Source organism: Mucilaginibacter sp. NFX135 (assembly GCF_048565145.1).
In the GTDB taxonomy this organism is placed as follows: Bacteria; Bacteroidota; Bacteroidia; order Sphingobacteriales; family Sphingobacteriaceae; genus Mucilaginibacter.
This window is the reverse complement of record NZ_CP183412.1, coordinates 904,174-922,448: the sequence shown is the minus strand read 5'-3', so window position 1 is coordinate 922,448 and position 18,275 is coordinate 904,174. Positions and strand designations below refer to the sequence as shown.

Genomic DNA, 18,275 nt, shown 5'->3' with positions numbered 1-18,275 from the left:
CAAGACTATGTAGGCTCGGGCCCATGTAGTCTTGTTTGTTTTTAGAGTCATTGCGTCCCTCTCAAACAAGGGGGGCGGTTTTTTTTGGATGACAACAGAATAAACATTTAATAATTTATTGTTATGGCAGAGGTATCATACTTTACCAAAGATGGTTTAGAGAAATTAAAAGAAGAGTTACAGAGATTAAAAACTACCGGGCGTGCGGATATATCAAAAGCTATAGCCGAGGCACGGGATAAAGGTGACCTTTCTGAGAATGCAGAATACGATGCGGCCAAAGAGGCGCAGGGATTGCATGAAGCTAAAATAGCGCAGATGCAGGAAACTCTGGCCAATGCGCGTTTGCTTGATGAATCCAAACTGGATGTATCAAAAGTGCTGGCTTTATCGGTTGTGAAAATCAAAAATCTTAAAAACGGAGCTACTATGAGCTACCAACTGGTATCAGAAAGTGAAGCCGATATGAAAGCCGGTAAAATATCGGTAACATCACCTATTGCAAAAGGCCTGCTGGGCAAAAAAGTTGGCGAAACCGCCGAGATCACGGTACCAGCCGGTGTTATTGAATTCGAGATACTTGAAATTAGCAGATAAGTTATTGGTGAATGGTTGATGAGGTGAGTGGTTGATTAAGTTGTCTGAACCTTGATTTTTCTGATTAAGGGATACCCAGGATTTTTTTAACTGCTAAAACTTAATTAACCATTCCAACCACTCACTTAATAAACCACTCACCAATCATGAGCATTTTTTCAAAAATAATAGCAGGGGAGATACCCGCGCATGTAGTAGCTGAAAGTAATGAGTTTTTGGCTTTTCTGGATATTAGTCCGCTGGCCGAAGGACATGTGCTGGTAATACCCAAAAAAGAGGTTGATTATATATTTGACCTTGACGATGAGACCTATACCGGACTGCATATTTTCGCGAAAATTGTGGCAACGGCGTTAAAAAAAGCTATCCCCTGCAAAAAGGTTGGCGTAGCGGTTATCGGTTTAGAAGTTCCGCATGCGCACATCCACCTGATACCCATGAACCGGGTTGACGACATGAACTTTGCCCGTCCCAAACTCAGCTTTACACCCGAAGAACTGAGCGCCACGAAAGAAAAGATCAAAGCCGCGCTGCGGGATTGATTTGATTGATGTGCAGATGTGTAGATAATATACCCGCGCGTCATTGCGAGGTACGAAGCAATCTCTATGCTGTACAGAGCGAACTTTTATGATTGACCTGCCTGCTTCGTACCTCGCAATGACGCGGTTTTTTATTGTTTTTCATCTGCACACCTGCACATCCGCATATCTGCACATCCGCACATTTTACTTCACTATCCTCTTCACATTATCTTTTACAAAAGTATCCCAGCCAGAGTATGATTTTTTGCTGCCGGCTTTGCTGCCTGTGGATATACGTTGAAAAGAATGACAAACGGCAACGGCCAGGCCGTCGGTAGCATCCAGAAAATCGGGGGTTTCGCTAAACTTCAGGAGCGTTTGCAGCATAGCGGCAACCTGTTCTTTTGTGGCGTTGCCATTGCCCGTGATGGATTGTTTTATTTTGCGCGGCGCATACTCGGTGATATCGATATTACGTGTCAGGGCAGCGGCCATGGCTACACCCTGCGCACGACCCAGCTTGAGCATTACCTGTATGTTTTTGCCGTAAAACGGCGCTTCAATAGCCAGGCAATCGGGCTTGTAATTATCAATAAGGGCAACAGTTTTTTCGAATATACGCTGCAGCTTGAGCATGTGATCATCCATCTTTTCCATTTTTACTACGCCCAGGGCCAATAGTTCTATTTTTGGTCCGGTTTCTTTAACCAGGCCGTAACCCATCACGGCGGTGCCGGGGTCGATACCTAAAATAATACGTTCTTTGGTGTTTGCTTGCTGCACGTATCAAAGGTAGTTATATTGAGGCTAAAAGCGGAAGGCTTAAGGCTGAAAGCTTTTTTGATTTTTTCTTGCGCTCGTTTGTAACGAGTGCTTATTATGGTGCGGCGATTGCATCGCAATAGCGTTTTAAACGCAAATCCAAGTTAAGCACTCGTTGCAAACGAGCGCAAGGAGTTTGTTCGCGAGGCATATCGTATAAACCCCTCCCTGCCACAACACAACCTATCGCACCCCTCCCGTGGGAAGGGAACTGAATTGGGTGGCAATTTGTCCTTTACCCTTTTAAAATGACCATATATTGTTCCCTGCTAATCATGCGGGCACCCATTGACCCCATATGGTCGGTGTGTACCTGGCAATCTATCAGCTTATAGAGACCGCTCTGACATACGTGGATGAGGGCTGTTTTGGAGGCATTGCTTACTTTGCTGAACATGCTTTCGCCGCAAAAAACATTACCTACCCGCACACCATAAATACCGCCAACCAATTCGCCGTTTTGCCAAACTTCAACCGAATGGGCATAACCTTCGGCGTGCAGCCGGTTATAGGCCGCTTTCATATCATCGGTGATCCAGGTACCATCCTGCCCTTCGCGCGGAACGGTGGAGCAGGCCGTGATCACCTCGTTAAAACAGGTATCGGCGGTAACGCTGAACCTGCCCGAGTTAAGTACCCGGCGCATGGAACCGGATATGTTGAGCTCCTGCGGGTAAAGCACAAAACGCTCATGCGGCGAATACCACAGGATAGGCGTGTCATCGCTATACCAGGGGAAGATGCCATTTTGATAAGCCAGCAGCAGGCGTTGGGTGGATAGATCGCCACCTACAGCCAAAAGCCCGTCTGGTTCGGCCAAAGCGGGCTCAGGAAATACTAAACGTTTATTGAGCCTGAAGATCATCAGGCGCAAATTTAAGCTTTGCGACGAATCACCAGTTTTTTATTTTGAGCTTTGGCCACCGCATCCATATACACTTGCATTTCGGTGTATTTAGCGGCCGGTATCACCTGGTTGTTTAAATTAAATTTAGCGGTACTGGTCACCTGGTTTTTCGTGGCATCATATTTATACTTTACCTCGTAGCTGCCATAAGTAAATTTCAGGCTTTGATCCGTAGGGAGGGTCTCCATTTCGAAGCCTGCCGGCAGATCAATAGTGGTAACACAGGTTTTAGCAACCGGGGCATTGAAATAGTAATTGGTCTTTCTTTTCTCTTCCGGAGGCAAGGTAAGATCCCAAAGCATAAAGGCCAGCGGACGATAAAATTGCTTATCGCCGGTAGCGATGTCACAAAATTTATCATACTCCATATCAATGTTTACCTCCTTAAAGCCTTTGGTATCATCGGCAGGTTTAAAGTTAAAAACAGAAGGCTGTTTAATATCCAGGTGTTTTAACAGGTACTCTTTTTGTTCGTCGGCCTTGTAGGTGGGCAGCACATCAACAAACATACTGCGGTATTCGCCGCTACTTAAAATATTGATGTGGGCTTTGGCACCTCCGTCGGCATCCAATACCAAATGCACCTGGCCGTTAAGCTGGTTGTCCTGTGGATTGCTGCGGGGGGTATTTACCAGTTTGCCGCCTTCGTCTGTGATCAGCAGGGCATTGCGGTTTTCGGTAAACGGGCCCAGTTTGCCAAAAGGGGTGGTACTGCTGGTACACTCCAGCCAGGTGGTATCATTTTTAAAAGGGATACACAATATGGCATGGTTAAATGAATTACTGGGGAATGCCTGATTGGCGGGTTCGGCATTATAGCCGGCCCTTATAATAGCGTAATTTGACGGAATGTTTACCGCTTTGAGTAAGGCCCTCATATAGTTGGAAAGCGCTTTACAATCACCATATTTTTTCTGGTCGACAAATGTTGCCGGAAAGGGTTTATAACCTCCGATGCCTAACTGGATACTCACATAGCGCATGCTTTTTTGCATATAATTATACAAAAAGCGGGCTTTCTGCTTATCGGTCTTAATGGTATCAGTCATTTGTTTTATCTGGGCGATACGTTCGGGACTTAAGGAAGAAACATCGTCATTTAATGACTTGATCCAGTTACCGAATGATTGCCAGTTGGTAAAATCGCCGGGATAACCATAGCAATTGAAGGTATTTACCGCAAAGTTGATTTTGGGGATAATAGTCCAGCTTACAATATGTTCCTGTTTTTTGATAGCCTTGAGGTTTTTAACCGTCCAGGTATAGGTGTCGAGTCCATCGGCGTTGCCTTTAACGGGATTAATATTGAAATTGCTGTTCTGGTACCTGAAACCTATGGCCGGGTTTACCGAAATCTTACAGTACTCGTTTTGTACGGCTTGTTCCATCTTCTCCTGCACATACCAGCTGTTCAGGCTAATGAAACTGCTTTCGTCCTCTTCATATTTAATTTCAATAGTTGCCGGATAGGCAGCTATAGCATGTCTTACGGCTAAATAGCGCTGATCGGTTACCATGGTTTCATCATCAGCAGCCGAGCCATCGTACATATCGCTTTTGTGATATTTTTTGATCAGCAAGCCGGCAGCGTTATAAATGTTTATTTCTATGCCGCTGTAGGAGTCATACTTTTTGTTGTAGGGTAATATAAGTACAGCCTCATCATCGCCTTTTTCATTGAGCACGGTCACGATGCTATGCTCTTTGGTGGTCTGCCTGCCGGCTTCCTTCACTACGGTTTCACGTGCTTCATAACGGATCACCACGTTGGCGTCCTCTTTTAATGAATCGGGTATGGTTGAGGCTATATACAGATCTTTAGGAATGTTTTTATCCTGGCTGTAGCCATGATTATAGAGTGCGCATAAGGCTGCTATGGTTAATAGCAGCCTGTTATATTTTTTAGCAAACATCATTTATCAGCCTTTTTTAAGTACCACCTGCTCGTTCAGCATTTCGTACATTTTTTTACAGAATTCATGAAACTCCGGATAGTTCTCTTTGAAATACAGGGACTGTTTAAAATCAACATTCAGCCTGATCATGATGGAGCCGTCCTGCTCAGCCACTATACGCCTGAAAACAATGCTTTTATCGGGTATCATCATGTTGATGCTTTTTGGCATGGCGTCAATTTTATAACCGGCCGGCAATTTAAATATACCGGTTATGGCATAGTTGTCGCGATAGCCGAAATCAATATCTGTAACACGGTTTTCGTTCAGAAATGGATTTGTTTTAAGATCGGTGAACAGGTTGGCATTAAAGTATATATAATTTTCATCGGCCCCGGTAAGGTCGAGGTTAAAGTCCATTTTTTGTTGCAACGGCAGTGTGTCAACTTCCATATTCTCAAACTTAACCGATGCTATTTTCATGTTATTGTTATCATTGCGCAAAAAGTCGATGTATTTTTTTTCACCATCAGTCTTGTATTTCTTGATGCAATTAACACGGTTATAAACAAAGCTGCTGATATCGGCCGTTCCGCTCATTTTGCCTTCGGGCTTTATTTCGGCATTGATGAGTACTACCTGTCTAACCGGGTCTTTATCATCTAAGAAAGCGAGGTCATAAATCTGATCTTCTTTATTGATATATAAACCAAACGAGTTTAAATAGTTGTTGGGTACCTGGTTGTAAATATTGTATTTGCTGGTGGCGTCAAGTACATAATATTTATTACTATCTACCGGAATGTACGCTACCGAAGTATTAAACTGGTAATAGCTTGGATAAGCCGGATTAACGCGACCATTGCTGCGGGTACTCACGAGCATAGGATATACTTTAACCCCCGATTTTTTGAGCAAATGGGTGAGGATAAGGTTAATTTCGGTTGAGTTACCTATCTTTTTATCCCAGGCTTTTACAGTACCATCATTAGTGTAACGGGCATAGGAGTCGTTCCATTTTACCGTATTTTTAACCTCGTTAAATAAGTAGGCGATTTTATCATCATCGGTTTTGAGACTTTTGGCTTTGGCAATAATCGCTTCTTCGCCGGCAAGTTTACGGTTTATCTGGCCGCCAAAATCTTCGTCGTCTGCTTTATTCTCCCCAACTTTTTTCCAGGAATCCTGATACGTTTGTGTAAAGCCATAGGTTGGTTTTATACTTAATAACTGAAACAGGATACGCTCCGAATTATCATTACGGGAACCCATAAAAGGCTCGTCTTTTAGTGATGGGATGTTAGCCAGTGCCTGGATATGAGCATTGCTTGAATTAGTTTTGTTAACTACGTAAGGAGAATGTACGTTTACCAATTGTTTATAATATAAAACATCGGGTACGTTGGTGCTTAGCTCACTATAGCGGGTTGGCAGGTCGCTCTGGAAATACCAATCCGGGAAATCAGCGATGGAAGCAGATGTTAAGCGGTACTTATATTCCAGGATAGAGCCCGGTTTTACGTTGGGAAAAGAAAACACCATGGCCGAGCGGTATTTGTCTATCACTTCGGTAAATATTTGCTTTTTATCAACTTTTATAATTTCAGGAGTGCCGTTGCTTGAGTTGATAGTTTGCGCCTGTAAACCGGAAATATATTCAACACGGTTGGCACTATAATATTCTAAACGGATGTTAGCTTCCGACTTCCCATTATCGTTAAATACTTTAATGCGCTTGTGTCTTTCGGTCACAATATTATAGGTTTGGTCAAAGTAAACCTCCGCTTTATCAAAAAGGATCTCGGCATTGGCGTCTTTTTCAAAATCGCAGGCTTTAAGTTCCAGATCAGCTTTGTCAACTTTGCCAAATGCCTGTGTGGTGGGTACTGGCGCGGGTGTTTGCGCTTTGGCAGCAACTGCCATACACCCTAAAAGGAATAGGGTAAAAATCTTGTTCATGTGATTGTGATAAGGTTTAATCTCTAATTACAAATTGAATGCGAAAGTAATATAAGAATTTTATAAAAATAAAAACAATTTAATCAAATAATTGTATGTGCTGATTTTTGATAAGCCAGACCGGCTCTGAGTTGTAATTATTTGAAATGCTGGCGCGTATAGTAAATATGAATAGTAATTTATATATTACTTTACTGTAATTTTGGCATCAGTAAAGTAAGGCTTAGGCCTGAATATATGCCATTATTAAACTGGCATTTAGATTGATATATTATAATTAATGAAACAAAAATTTTATGATACTGCTGTGAAGCAGGAAAAAGCTGTTCTGGTTGGTGTAATGACCCCACACGTAACTGATGAACAGGAAAAAGAGTATTTAGAGGAATTGGAATTTTTGGTGGCTACCGCCGGTGGCGAAACAATAACAAGTTTTACTCAAAAACTGCAACGCCCGGATAGGGCCACTTTTGTAGGCTCTGGTAAGCTGGAAGATATTAAAGCCTTTGTTATAGAAGAAGAGATCGATATGGTAGTTTTTGACGACGAGCTGTCGCCATCGCAACTGCGTAATATTGAAAACGAACTACAGGTAAAGATACTTGACCGTAATAACCTGATACTGGATATTTTTGCCAACCGGGCACAAACTGCTCAGGCCAAAACCCAGGTTGAGCTGGCCCAGCTGCAATATCTATTACCCCGCCTTACCCGTTTATGGACTCACTTAGAGCGCCAGAAAGGTGGTATTGGTATGCGCGGTCCGGGTGAATCGCAGATTGAGACGGACAGGCGTTTGATCCTGAATAAAATATCACTGCTGAAAGAAAAGCTGAAGCAAATAGATAAGCAGAACGAAACACAGCGCAAAAACCGTAACCAGATGGTACGTGCGGCTTTGGTGGGTTATACCAACGTAGGTAAATCAACCATCATGAACATGATATCCAAATCGGATGTGTTTGCCGAGAATAAGCTGTTTGCTACGCTGGATACTACCGTGCGGAAAGTGGTGATCGAGAATGTGCCTTTCCTGCTATCAGATACAGTTGGGTTCATCCGTAAGCTGCCTCACCATTTGGTAGAGTGCTTTAAGTCGACCCTTGACGAGGTGCGTGAGGCCGACATCCTGGTACATGTAGTGGATGTATCGCATCCCAATTTTGAGGACCAGATACGCACCGTAAACGAAACCCTGAAAGATATTGGCGCCATTGATAAAAAGATGATCACAGTGTTTAACAAAATAGATGCCTTTAAACCCGAAGAGCATCAGTTGGAGCCGCAAACGGAACCTCTTACTTTGGATGATTTTAAACATAGCTGGATGGCCAAGAATAACAGCCCGGCGATATTTATATCCGCTACCAAAAAGGAAAATGTGGATGAGTTTAGGGATCTGTTGTATGAAGAAGTGAAAGCCATCCATACGGAAAGATATCCGTATGATCAGTTACTTTATTGAGCCTGAAATACGAATATTTTAGAAGATAACTATGAATAAAGTTTTTACATCAGCCATATTAACCTTTATAATAGCGCTGATGTATACCACTGTTTATGCGCAGGCACATAGTGGAATAGGCCTTGGTTTGGGTGTCAATATACCATTTGCATCAGGTTATAGCCCGGGAGTTGATGTCAATATTCAGGGTAATATACGCCTTAGCCATGCTTTTGCGCTGGTACCTGCAATAGGTGTTAAGCAAATTAAAGGCGATAACGCGATTATTCATGAAGGCCCTCTGGGTTACAGCACCTATACCCGGGGCGATCTGGGTGGGGTTAGTCTTGCGTTTAGCGGCAAATACTATTTTGCTCAGCAATGGTCTGCGAGCGCCGGAATTGTAGGGATTATTAATGCCGATAGGTCCAGTAGTGGCGGCACGCTTGTTCTCGGGTACCAGGTACCTCTTGATAACCAAAACGCTGTAGAGTTTAGCCTGAATGGCAGCGTTTTAAAGTGGAGCAGGACAAGCGGCAGTAATACCGTACCGGTAGCCGGTTTAAGAATAGCTTATAATTTTAATTTCAGAAGATAGTTGCTTTACCGGCACGAGTGCCAAATGGGGAGGTTCTGTATAAAAACTGAAGTCATGCCGAATTTATTAGTAGGTTGTACGCGTGATGGTCACTCATCCTGTGGGGTCCTGAAACAAGTTGCCCAAAACGTATCCTCCTGATGTCATTGCGAGGAACGACGAAGCAATCGCGAACAATGTAAGGCGGCCTACATTCTACGAGATTGCCACGCGCTGCGCTCGCAATGACATATCTACTTTAATCAGGCGGTAACACTCGCAAGCAATTCTTCCAGACGTGCGTGCGAGTCAAGAACTCCCTGCTCCATGCCCGATTGCAGCATACCGTCGCGATCTGCAACGGATTGGAACACGGATTGTGTAACTATCCTTGTCCGGTTATTGGGTAAAGCTTCAAATTTTGTAGTTTCCAATGCTACATGGCCAGCTTCCGGTAATCCTTCAAACTCAAATGTTTGAATGATACGTTCGGGGGCAGTACTTTCATGGCAAACCCCATGGAAACCATACTCATTTCCGGCCGGGTCGGTATGAATGTATCGGTAGGAACCGCCGCCCCTGGCTTCAAATTTTTCTATTCGCATAGTGAGGTTGCACTGGCCGCCTAGCCATTGTAACAGTAATTCGGGGTCGGTATATGCTTTAAAAACGAGCTCGCGTGGAGCATCAAATTCCCGGGTAATAAAAATTTCCTGTTTGCCGGGTACGGCGGCGATGGTTGTTTTATTCTTTTCCATTTTTTTAATTTTTTAATTGGTGTCTGTTTATTTTTTATTAGTTGATCCATTTTCCTTTTGCAAACGCGCCAGCAGATCATCCATTTTAGTAAAGCGTTCTTCCCAGCTTTTGCGGTACGGTTCTATCCATTGAGCCACCTCATTAAGCTGTTCCAATTTGGCTTCGCAATACCGTTCCCGGCCGGATTTTTTAATATCGATCAACCCGCATTCAATCAATATCTTGATATGCTGCGATATGGCCGGCCTGCTCACCTCAAAATTGTCGGCAATGGCATTAAGGTTGAGCGGTTGCTGCGCGATCAGGTTAATGATCTGCCTGCGGGTAGGGTCGGCTATGGCCTGAAATACGTCTCTTCTGGTGCTTGTCATAACATGTAAGCGTTTGCTTACGCAAATGTATATGTAAGTATTTGCTTACGCAACTTTATTTTATAAAATTTTTTATGGAGAAGAGAAAGATAAAGCCAGGGATGTTTTATACGGGGAGAGTGGAGATAAATCAATAACACGCGGCGTAAAGGCCCCAATCATTCATTTGTAAATTGTTACTCCTTTAAGGGATTGGGGACAATAATTTTATACTTTTGGGGCTGAAATAATTATGGGTAAAAAAGCAGTTTTATTAGTGAATTTAGGTACGCCCGATAGCCCTTCGACGGCAGATGTGCGTACTTACCTGAATGAGTTTTTGATGGATCCGAGGGTAATTGATATTAACCCCATATTGCGCACCCTTTTAGTACGTGGATTAATAGTTCCATTCAGGGCACCAAAATCGGCCAAATTATACCAGGCCATCTGGGACAAAGAGACCGGATCTCCATTAATGCATTATAGCCTGCTGCAACAAAAAGCCCTGCAACAACGCCTGGGCGATGAGTACATTGTGGAACTGGCCATGCGTTATCAAAACCCTTCTATTGAATCGGCGCTGAACAGGCTTAAAGCCGCTTTGGTTGATGACATACAGGTGATCGCTTTGTTTCCGCAATATGCATCAGCCAGTACCGGTTCTGTTTATGATAAAGTGATGGAGCTTCTGACTCAGTGGGGCACCAAGCCCAATATCTCTTTCGTAAATTCTTTTCATGACAACGAAGGTATGATAGCCACCTTTGCCGATAACGCCCAAAAATACAACCCCGAGAGCTATGACCATGTACTATTTAGCTTTCATGGTTTGCCGCAAAGGCAGCTGATCAAGGCCGATCATACCCAACAACACTGCTTAAAAGTTAATGACTGCTGCGCAACACTCACCGACGTTAATAAAAACTGCTACTCGGCACAGTCTCACCATACCGCACAATTGATCGCCGAAAAGCTGAATATTCCTAAGGATAAATACAGCATTTGCTTTCAATCGCGCCTGGGTAATGATCCATGGGTACAACCCTACACCAGCGAGATTGTAGCCAAGCTGGCTAAAGAAGGCAAGAAAAGCCTGCTGGTATTTTGCCCCGCTTTTGTGGCCGATTGTCTGGAAACTGTTTACGAAGTTACTACGGAATACGGCGACGAGTTTAAGGCTCTTGGCGGCGAAAAAGTTCAACTGGTAGAAAGTTTGAACGACTCGCCAATATGGATAGATGCTTTAGAAAAAATGGTGAGGGAGAATTAAGAACAATATTTAACCATTACGTCATTGCGAGCGTAGCGTGGCAATCCCCAATAAGAAAAGCCGCTCGGTATAGTTAGGGATTGCCACGCTACGCTCGTAATGACGTATTTTTATAAGCTTGCAATGTCGTTGCATAGGTATATTGGTTAAACTACTACCCCCTCAACTCTTCAATCTCCTTCAACGTCTTCGGTAAATACTTACCCAGTAAATGACTGCCGGTATCGGTTATTAAAAAATTGTCTTCAATACGGATACCGCCGAAATCACGATAGGTGTTCAGTACATCGTAATTGATAAAATCCGCATATTTGTTTTCGGCCTTCCAGCGGTCAATCAGTTCAGGGATGATGTAAATACCCGGTTCTACGGTCAGTACATAACCGGCCTCTAATTCACGCCCAAGTCGTAAGGATTTTAATCCGAACACTGTTTCTTTTTTTAGTGTATCGGTATAACCCACGTATGGCTCGCCCAAATCTTCCATGTCATGCGTATCCATGCCCAGCATGTGGCCCAGGCCGCATTGAAAAAACATAGTATGCGCGCCGGCGGCAACGGCTTCGGCCGCATCGCCTTTCATGAGGTTAACCTGTTTTAGTCCTTCAACCAGTTTTTGGCAAGCCGCCAGGTGAATATCCTTATAACGTGTACCCGGCATTAGCAGACTGATAGCGTGGTTCATCGAATTAAGTACCACTTCGTACAGTTCTTTTTGCTTATTGGTAAATCTGCGTCCAACCGGGAAAGTGCGCGTAAGATCGCCGCCATAATGCATATCATTTTCGGCGCCTATATCGCTTAATACCATGTTACCATCCTGCAGGGTGTTGCCATAATAATGGGTATGCAGCGTTTGGCCGTGTGTGGTAATAATAGCCGGATAACCCAGGCGACCGTTGGCTGCCGCTACCACTTCATTGGCTTTGGCCACCAGCTCATATTCCTTAATGCCGGGGCGGGTAGCTTTAATAACCGCCAGCTGCATATCCACACTGATAGAAACCGCTTTTTCCATCTCCTGGATCTCCAGCGGCGTTTTGATTACCCGCTGCGCGATCACTGCTTTAATGAGTTTAACCGATACATGGTCCTGTATATCCTCCAGGCTCACATTAAACCAGGCGGCCAGTTTCATACGGTTTTCGGGGCGATAGGGCGGTAAAATATGCACCTTTCTGCCGGCTATCAGCGCCTTATGTACATAATGCAGTACCTGGTCAGATGGCTTTGTTTGGGTAACGCCAACCAGCGCTGCCATTTCATGTACGGTAGGCAGGGTACCTGTCCAGATGATATCATCAATAGTGAGTTCGTTGCCGAAAACTACTTCTTCGCCGGTATCGGTGTCAATTATTGCGGTCAGGCTTTGCACGTCGAGGCCGAAGTAGTAAAGAAAGGTGCTGTCCTGGCGAAAAGGATAGCAATTGTCCTTATAGTTCATGCTGCTATCCTCGTTGCCCAATAACAGGATAATACCATCTGATGCGATATTTTGCTTTAATACATTTCTTCTGTCGGTATAAACCTGTTTGTCAAAAAGCTGAAGTTTCATAGGTTGTTATATTGAAAGGGTAAAGATAAAGGCTTTTTGTGTTATCAGGAAGCCTCACCTAAATCCTCTCCAAAGGAGAGGACTTTAACTTCACTTTTTTTAAACCCTCTCCTTTGGAGAGGGCAGGGTAAGGCTTCTGCTACATTCCGAGGCAATTTACGAGCAAGTAATAACCCCTGCCGCTCCCTTCGAGCACCTGCAAAGGGCAATCACTAATTCAATAGCCAATCCAGTCGTTCACAATTTTTGCCGAAAGCAGGCAAAGCGGAATACCGCCGCCCGGATGTACACTGCCACCACAAAAATACAGATTTTTAATAGCCGGCGACCGGTTGGCATGCCGTAAAAATGCCGCGAACTGACTGTTGGAGCTGGTGCCGTACAATGAACCCTGGTATGACGATGTTTTACTCTCGATACCACGCGGATCAAGAATGTTTTCTGATAAGATCAAACCACCGATATCCTGACCCAGGATGCGGCTAAGTTTAGTTAATATGTTTTGGCGGGCGGTGTTGATCAGGCCGTCCCAGTCTTGCCCGGTATTGGCGGGGACGTTGATCATGGTGAACCAGTTTTCGCAGCCGGACGGGGCATCGTTGGGTTTGTATTTGGAGCTGATATTGAGGTATACGGTTGGATCGTGGTAAATATCTTTTTGTTGCCAGATATGATCAAACTCGGCTTTATAATCGGCACTGAAGAAAATGTTATGCAGGTTTAGCTGTGCGAACTGTTTTTTAATTCCCCAATAAAATATCATGGCCGAGCTGCTGCGTTCCTGCCTCAGGATCTTTTTGGGGAACAGATGCGGATATTGCTTTAACAGCCCGTGGTAAGTGAACCAGATATCCATATTGGATACGATGATGTCGGCAGATATCAGCTTATTATTTACTTTAATGGCTTTCGCGCTTTTCTTTTCTAAAATGATCTCATTCACAGGCGCGTTATAATGAAATACCACGCCCAATGACTCTGCCAGTTTTACCAGGCTGCTCACGATGCCATACATGCCGCTTTCAGGGAAATAAGCGCCGTAATGCTGCTCCAGATGTGGGATCACATTCAACGTAGCGGGTGCTGTGTATGGGTTTGATCCGTTGTAAGTAGCATAGCGGTCGTAAAACTGCGTAAGGCGTTTATCCTTAAAAAAGCTTTGATTGGCCTTGTGTATAGTGCGGAAAGCATCTATCTGCGGAAACTTAAAAACAGAATGTACCGTATCCCCATGTAAATAAGTTTTTAAGCGATGTAATGACCGCTCCAGAAAAACGTGATTAGTAATGCTGTAGATATTGGCGCTGTTTTTAAGATACTTTTTGATAGAAGTCGTCGGTTCGCCCATTTGTTGGTTTATCTCAGCCGCAAATTGTTCTTGATCGGCATAAGCATTCAGGATAGTACCATCTTCATAAAAGTACCGGCAAACCACATCCAGCTTTTGGTAATTGAAAAAATCGGCAGGGTTTTTACCGGCAAGGATAAACAGTTCATCTACATACTGCGGCATGGTGAACAGGCTGGGACCGGCATCAAATCTAAAACCATCCTGCTCAAACTCAGATAACTTCCCGCCCGGATAATTATTAGCCTCAAAAATGGCAACATGGTGACCTTTTACCGCCAAACGGATAGCCGTGGCAATACCGGCGATACCGGCACCAATGATCAACGCGTTTTTTACAGGCATGGGATAAAGATAAAAAAAGCCCCCTCTATATCTGAAGCTTCACAAAAAAGGGCAGAACCACGAATGATTCTACCCCCAGTTAGGTTATTGTACTGAATTTGTCCTGAATGATTTTTTAGACGTGCTTCACAGCATGCCCGCTTGACAAACTCGGCATATATGAGCCTAATATTTACTTAACAGGATTTATCGGTTATTGTTTTTTACGCTTGCTTAAACTTTGGCCAAGGTATAAAAGCAATACGCCTATACTAATGCCTTTTAAAAGTCCGTCGAGAGCATCCGGTTCAGATTTGTCTATGAATTTAACAAAAAAGCTTAACGCCAGCAGGAACAATCCCAATGGCAGCATATACTTTAGGGGGATAAGCGATATCATAATTTATTGCGTTTAATTCATTTAAAGTTAGGGGATATGTATTATAATTCAAAAGGGCATCCCGTATAAAAGGTGCCCTTTTGAATTATTTTGAAAAAAACGCTTATCAGGCTTCATGATGTATGCCTTCACCAATCTCTTCAATGGCTTTACGGTTAAATGCTTCCAAATCGGCCGGCGTGCGACTGGTCACCAGGCCCTGATCAACTACAACTTCCTCATCAACCCAATCTGCTCCCGCATTTTTAAGATCGGTTTGCAGGGATGGATAGGAAGTTAGCCTGCGGCCTTTGATTAAACCAGTTTCTATTAATAACTGCGGGCCATGGCATATAGCAGCCACGGGCTTGCCTTCATCTAAAAATGCCGAAGCAAAGGCTACCGCGTCTTTATTCTGCCGTAATTTATCGGGGTTGAGCACACCTCCGGGTAATACCAGTGCGTCGTAATCATCCGGACTTACTTCATTTAGTGGTCTGTCTACATTAATTTCAATACCCCAATTCGTTTTATCCCAGGCTTTAATAGTACCGCTTTGGGGCGATATCACGTGTACGGTTGCGCCGGCTGCTTCCAGGGCTTGTTTAGGGCTTGTTAATTCTACCTGCTCAAATCCTTCTTCGGTAAGGATCGCTACTTTTCTATTACTCAAACTTGCCATAATGTATATTATTTAATTTTAAATTATAAAAATTAATTATAATATAATTACAGGTGAGCTGGTGGATGGTTTTTGTTATTTGAAAAAAGAGGAGAATCGACTCCCCAGGCCATCGATACGCTTGGTCTCTCCCACTTCACCTATGGTGGAAAGAGGGTTAAGAAGTTTTTTCTCCGCGCGTCATTGCGAGGTACGAAGCAATCTCTATGCTATACAGCGCGCCCCTGTAAGTCGGGGACTGCTTCGTACCTCGCAATGACGAATTTTTTTATTGCATGTCATCAACTGTCTTGTGTTCGTTTGCAAAGCTATTTATGCCCTAACGCGAAATTGATAAAATTGCTGGTTAAGCCATAATCCTCGGTCCCTTTGCGGCGAATGAAGAAGAAATCACGTGTGATCTTTAAACCTTCAACGGGGACTTCTACCAGGTCACCTTCGGCTAATTGCCTGATGATGGATGGGCGGGGCATAAAGCCCAGACATTGATCGGCCAGGAGGAAGTTTTTAAGCGCTTCGGTACCACCCAGGCGGATCTTTACAGACAGGTCTGCCGGTTTAATATGCAGGGCTGATAGTGATTTTAATACTGCGTTCAGCGTGCCGGATCCTCGCTCCCTTACTGCCAATGGCGTTTTTAACAGTTGTTTTAGTGTAAGCGACTTACCAGCCAATGGACTTTTAGCCGAGCATACCGGTATCACCTCATCGCTCATAAATGGGGTATAAGATACCGTGGTGAGCTTGTTATCCACCTCAATGATGCCGATATCTACCTCGTGGTTAAGCAGGGCGTTCAGGATATATTCAGAGTTGCGGTTCACCAGTTGCACATCCACATTGGCATACTCGCGCTGAAAGCCGGAAAGTATAGAAGGTAAAATATACAGGGCGATGGTAGTACTGGCCCCCAGACGCAGGTGCCCCGCCGCCTGCGACAGGTTACTGAGCACCGAAAGATCATACTCTATCTTGCGCTCAATTTCGGTGGCCTGCTGCAGGTATTCGTTCAGTTTGTTGCCGGCATCAGTGAGCAGGATGCTGTTGCCCTTCCGTTCAAACAAGGGTACTTTATATTGATCTTCCAGCGCTTTAACGTGTTTGCTGATGGCGGGCTGCGTAATAAACAGCACCTGCGCCGCCTTGCTGAAACTCAGGTTAGCAGCTACTTGCATAAATACACGGTGAGCAAAGGATATCATATATGGTTTTTTATCATTTTACCTTCTCAAAAAAACGACCGGTGAATTTATAGGTGATCAGCTTATGCGTCATTTTGTGATTATAATCAACCAAAGGTGTATGGATAGTTTGGGTGGCTTTGTCGAAATAAATAGCCGGATATGCTTTCCAGTCGGCAATGGAGCTTACATCAAACTCATAATGTAATTGACTGTATACCCCGGTAGGTGTTTTGATCAACGGCGGATTGCTGATCAGCTTGCCTTTTTCGATAGTAAAGATTTTTAAACCCTGACCCGCCTTTGCTGCCGAATAAACCGAATTATATGTAGCCAGGTAATAGGTTTTGCCGGCAGTAGTAAACGTGTATGTCTTAGGATACCAGAGGGATACATACCCTTTTTTACCAATAGTATCCATTTTTAACAGCGAAACCGTTTGCCCGCCGTTTTTGTATTGCAGCACATTGTAAATATCAAAGCCTTTAACACCCAGTTGCGTGTTCCAGGAATAGGTGCGGAATATACCATCGGCAGAAGTGGCTATAACCAAACGCTCTTTAATCAATGAGGTAAAAGGCTGGTTGATGGTAGCCGGATATTTAGAGGTATAGTATTTGAGTTTGAACGCGAAGATCTTGTTTTGCTTCAGCAGTGAATCCATTGCTTTCCATTCCTTTTTGTGGGCGCCGTAATAATTCACCCTTTTCAATATCCGGAGCAAATCGCCTTCAATAGCCTGCGGGCTATCCTGCGCAAACACTCTGACTGATACTAAACAACAGCACAAAACAACTATCAGCTTAATGGTTTTCATAGCAAACAAGTTTAAATAAAAAAAGCCAAATGCTGTAGATAATAGTTGTAATCAATTAGCAAATGATTGTTTGTTAGCTTTTTACCTTTTCAAAATACTGGCCGGTAAATTTATAGGCGATACTGGTTTCGGTTACCTTGCTTATTTCGCCATCATCAATAATAACCGGGAATTTTATCTCTCTTGATTTAGGATCATACTTAATAGTGACCTCACTCATGATATCCGAGTTGGTAAGCGTTTGATTGTATATGTAATATAATTTATGGGTGAGCCCGCTCCTGGTTTTTATCAGTTTTACTTTATCGTTCAATTTTCCATTCTCAATTGCGAATACCCTGATCCCTTCGCCTCTTTCATAACGACCGAAAATACCGTAATAAGTAGCAAGATAATAACGCGCATTTCCAACCGTCAGGGTATATATCCCGTTGTATGAAAAAATGTAGTCGTCCTCTTTTTTTACAGTATCTACTATTGAATTTGTTTTTCCACCCGATTTGTATTGAATAACATTTTCAAAAAAATGCTGTGTGCCACCCAACATTGTATCCCATGATAATATCCTGAACAAGCCATCATCTGATACTATGCCATTTATCTTTTTAAAGGCAATGTCCATCGCTGCCGGATACTTTTTAGTATAGTACATCAGTTTTTTTTCGATCTGCCCATTAATATAATCGACAGTATCAATCATGGAATTTTCTCTGGCATAGTTAAGTTTTTCAAAGGCCTTATCGAAATCTGCTTCAATAGTTTTTGGCGATTGTGCAAACAGGGCTGAAGTAATAGAGCAGCTAAATAGAATAATAAATAACGTAAGTTTTTTCATTCAGGAGGAGGTTTTTGCAAATAAAAATAGGGATAATCAACCGATCA

18 protein-coding genes are annotated in these 18,275 nt (G+C 43.5%); 5 read left to right on the top strand and 13 right to left on the bottom strand.

The window, feature by feature from the left end; translation table 11 throughout:
* Positions 1-123: 123 nt before the first annotated feature.
* Together greA and ACNURT_RS04075 are read left to right on the top strand one after the other, a co-directional pair.
* The gene (greA, locus tag ACNURT_RS04080) at positions 124-597 is read left to right on the top strand and encodes a transcription elongation factor GreA (RefSeq protein ID WP_370998075.1); all 474 of its coding nucleotides are present in this window, start codon (positions 124-126) and stop codon (positions 595-597) included.
* A gap of 143 nt (positions 598-740) precedes the next feature.
* Positions 741-1,139 carry an HIT family protein gene (locus ACNURT_RS04075; RefSeq protein WP_166095551.1) on the top strand — a complete coding sequence of 133 codons (399 nt, stop codon included), beginning with the start codon at positions 741-743 and terminating at the stop codon, positions 1,137-1,139.
* 186 nt (positions 1,140-1,325) lie between these two features.
* Here the strand turns inward: ACNURT_RS04075 and ruvC are convergent, their stop codons facing one another.
* The 4 genes from ruvC to ACNURT_RS04055 all read right to left on the bottom strand — a co-directional run bounded on the left by ruvC (position 1,326) and on the right by ACNURT_RS04055 (position 6,704).
* A complete protein-coding gene (gene ruvC / locus ACNURT_RS04070) occupies positions 1,326-1,904 on the bottom strand; it encodes a crossover junction endodeoxyribonuclease RuvC (protein ID WP_419700657.1) in 579 nt (192 codons plus the stop codon).
* Between the two features lie 274 nt (positions 1,905-2,178).
* Positions 2,179-2,808, bottom strand: a complete 630-nt coding sequence (aat, locus tag ACNURT_RS04065; protein WP_419700656.1) for a leucyl/phenylalanyl-tRNA--protein transferase — start codon at positions 2,806-2,808, stop codon at positions 2,179-2,181.
* Between the two features lie 11 nt (positions 2,809-2,819).
* A complete protein-coding gene (locus ACNURT_RS04060; RefSeq protein WP_419700655.1) occupies positions 2,820-4,766 on the bottom strand; it encodes a DUF3857 domain-containing protein in 1,947 nt (648 codons plus the stop codon).
* Between the two features lie 3 nt (positions 4,767-4,769).
* On the bottom strand, positions 4,770-6,704 hold the full coding sequence (locus ACNURT_RS04055; protein ID WP_419700654.1) for a DUF3857 domain-containing protein: 1,935 nt from the start codon (positions 6,702-6,704) through the stop codon (positions 4,770-4,772).
* 280 nt (positions 6,705-6,984) lie between these two features.
* Here ACNURT_RS04055 and hflX point away from each other — a divergent pair, with 280 nt between their 5' ends.
* Positions 6,985-8,169, top strand: coding sequence for a GTPase HflX (gene hflX / locus ACNURT_RS04050; protein WP_370998079.1), 1,185 nt, complete (start codon positions 6,985-6,987; stop codon positions 8,167-8,169).
* 31 nt (positions 8,170-8,200) lie between these two features.
* Positions 8,201-8,746, top strand: a complete 546-nt coding sequence (locus tag ACNURT_RS04045) for a hypothetical protein (RefSeq protein ID WP_419700653.1) — start codon at positions 8,201-8,203, stop codon at positions 8,744-8,746.
* Between the two features lie 242 nt (positions 8,747-8,988).
* Here ACNURT_RS04045 and ACNURT_RS04040 read toward each other — a convergent pair whose 3' ends face one another.
* Entirely contained in the window at positions 8,989-9,483 is a 495-nt protein-coding gene (locus ACNURT_RS04040; RefSeq protein WP_419700652.1) for an SRPBCC family protein, read from the bottom strand.
* Between the two features lie 27 nt (positions 9,484-9,510).
* Positions 9,511-9,855, bottom strand: coding sequence for an ArsR/SmtB family transcription factor (locus ACNURT_RS04035; protein WP_370998085.1), 345 nt, complete (start codon positions 9,853-9,855; stop codon positions 9,511-9,513).
* Between the two features lie 232 nt (positions 9,856-10,087).
* Between ACNURT_RS04035 and hemH the strand changes: the two genes are divergently transcribed.
* Positions 10,088-11,107 carry a ferrochelatase gene (hemH, locus tag ACNURT_RS04030; protein ID WP_419700651.1) on the top strand — a complete coding sequence of 340 codons (1,020 nt, stop codon included), beginning with the start codon at positions 10,088-10,090 and terminating at the stop codon, positions 11,105-11,107.
* Between the two features lie 154 nt (positions 11,108-11,261).
* Here hemH and ACNURT_RS04025 read toward each other — a convergent pair whose 3' ends face one another.
* The 7 genes from ACNURT_RS04025 to ACNURT_RS03995 form a co-directional block, all read right to left on the bottom strand.
* On the bottom strand, positions 11,262-12,662 hold the full coding sequence (locus tag ACNURT_RS04025; protein WP_419700650.1) for an aminopeptidase P family protein: 1,401 nt from the start codon (positions 12,660-12,662) through the stop codon (positions 11,262-11,264).
* 217 nt (positions 12,663-12,879) lie between these two features.
* Positions 12,880-14,355, bottom strand: coding sequence for a 1-hydroxycarotenoid 3,4-desaturase CrtD (crtD, locus tag ACNURT_RS04020; RefSeq protein WP_419700649.1), 1,476 nt, complete (start codon positions 14,353-14,355; stop codon positions 12,880-12,882).
* 193 nt (positions 14,356-14,548) lie between these two features.
* On the bottom strand, positions 14,549-14,734 hold the full coding sequence (locus ACNURT_RS04015; RefSeq protein WP_419700648.1) for a hypothetical protein: 186 nt from the start codon (positions 14,732-14,734) through the stop codon (positions 14,549-14,551).
* 106 nt (positions 14,735-14,840) lie between these two features.
* Positions 14,841-15,395, bottom strand: a complete 555-nt coding sequence (locus tag ACNURT_RS04010; RefSeq protein ID WP_370998093.1) for a type 1 glutamine amidotransferase domain-containing protein — start codon at positions 15,393-15,395, stop codon at positions 14,841-14,843.
* 308 nt (positions 15,396-15,703) lie between these two features.
* Complete coding sequence (locus ACNURT_RS04005; protein ID WP_370998095.1) at positions 15,704-16,597, bottom strand: LysR substrate-binding domain-containing protein; 894 nt, start codon at positions 16,595-16,597, stop codon at positions 15,704-15,706.
* Positions 16,598-16,610: 13 nt separating this feature from the next.
* Positions 16,611-17,393, bottom strand: a complete 783-nt coding sequence (locus tag ACNURT_RS04000; RefSeq protein WP_419700647.1) for a hypothetical protein — start codon at positions 17,391-17,393, stop codon at positions 16,611-16,613.
* Positions 17,394-17,466: 73 nt separating this feature from the next.
* Positions 17,467-18,228, bottom strand: coding sequence for a hypothetical protein (locus tag ACNURT_RS03995; RefSeq protein WP_419700646.1), 762 nt, complete (start codon positions 18,226-18,228; stop codon positions 17,467-17,469).
* Positions 18,229-18,275 lie beyond the last annotated feature (47 nt).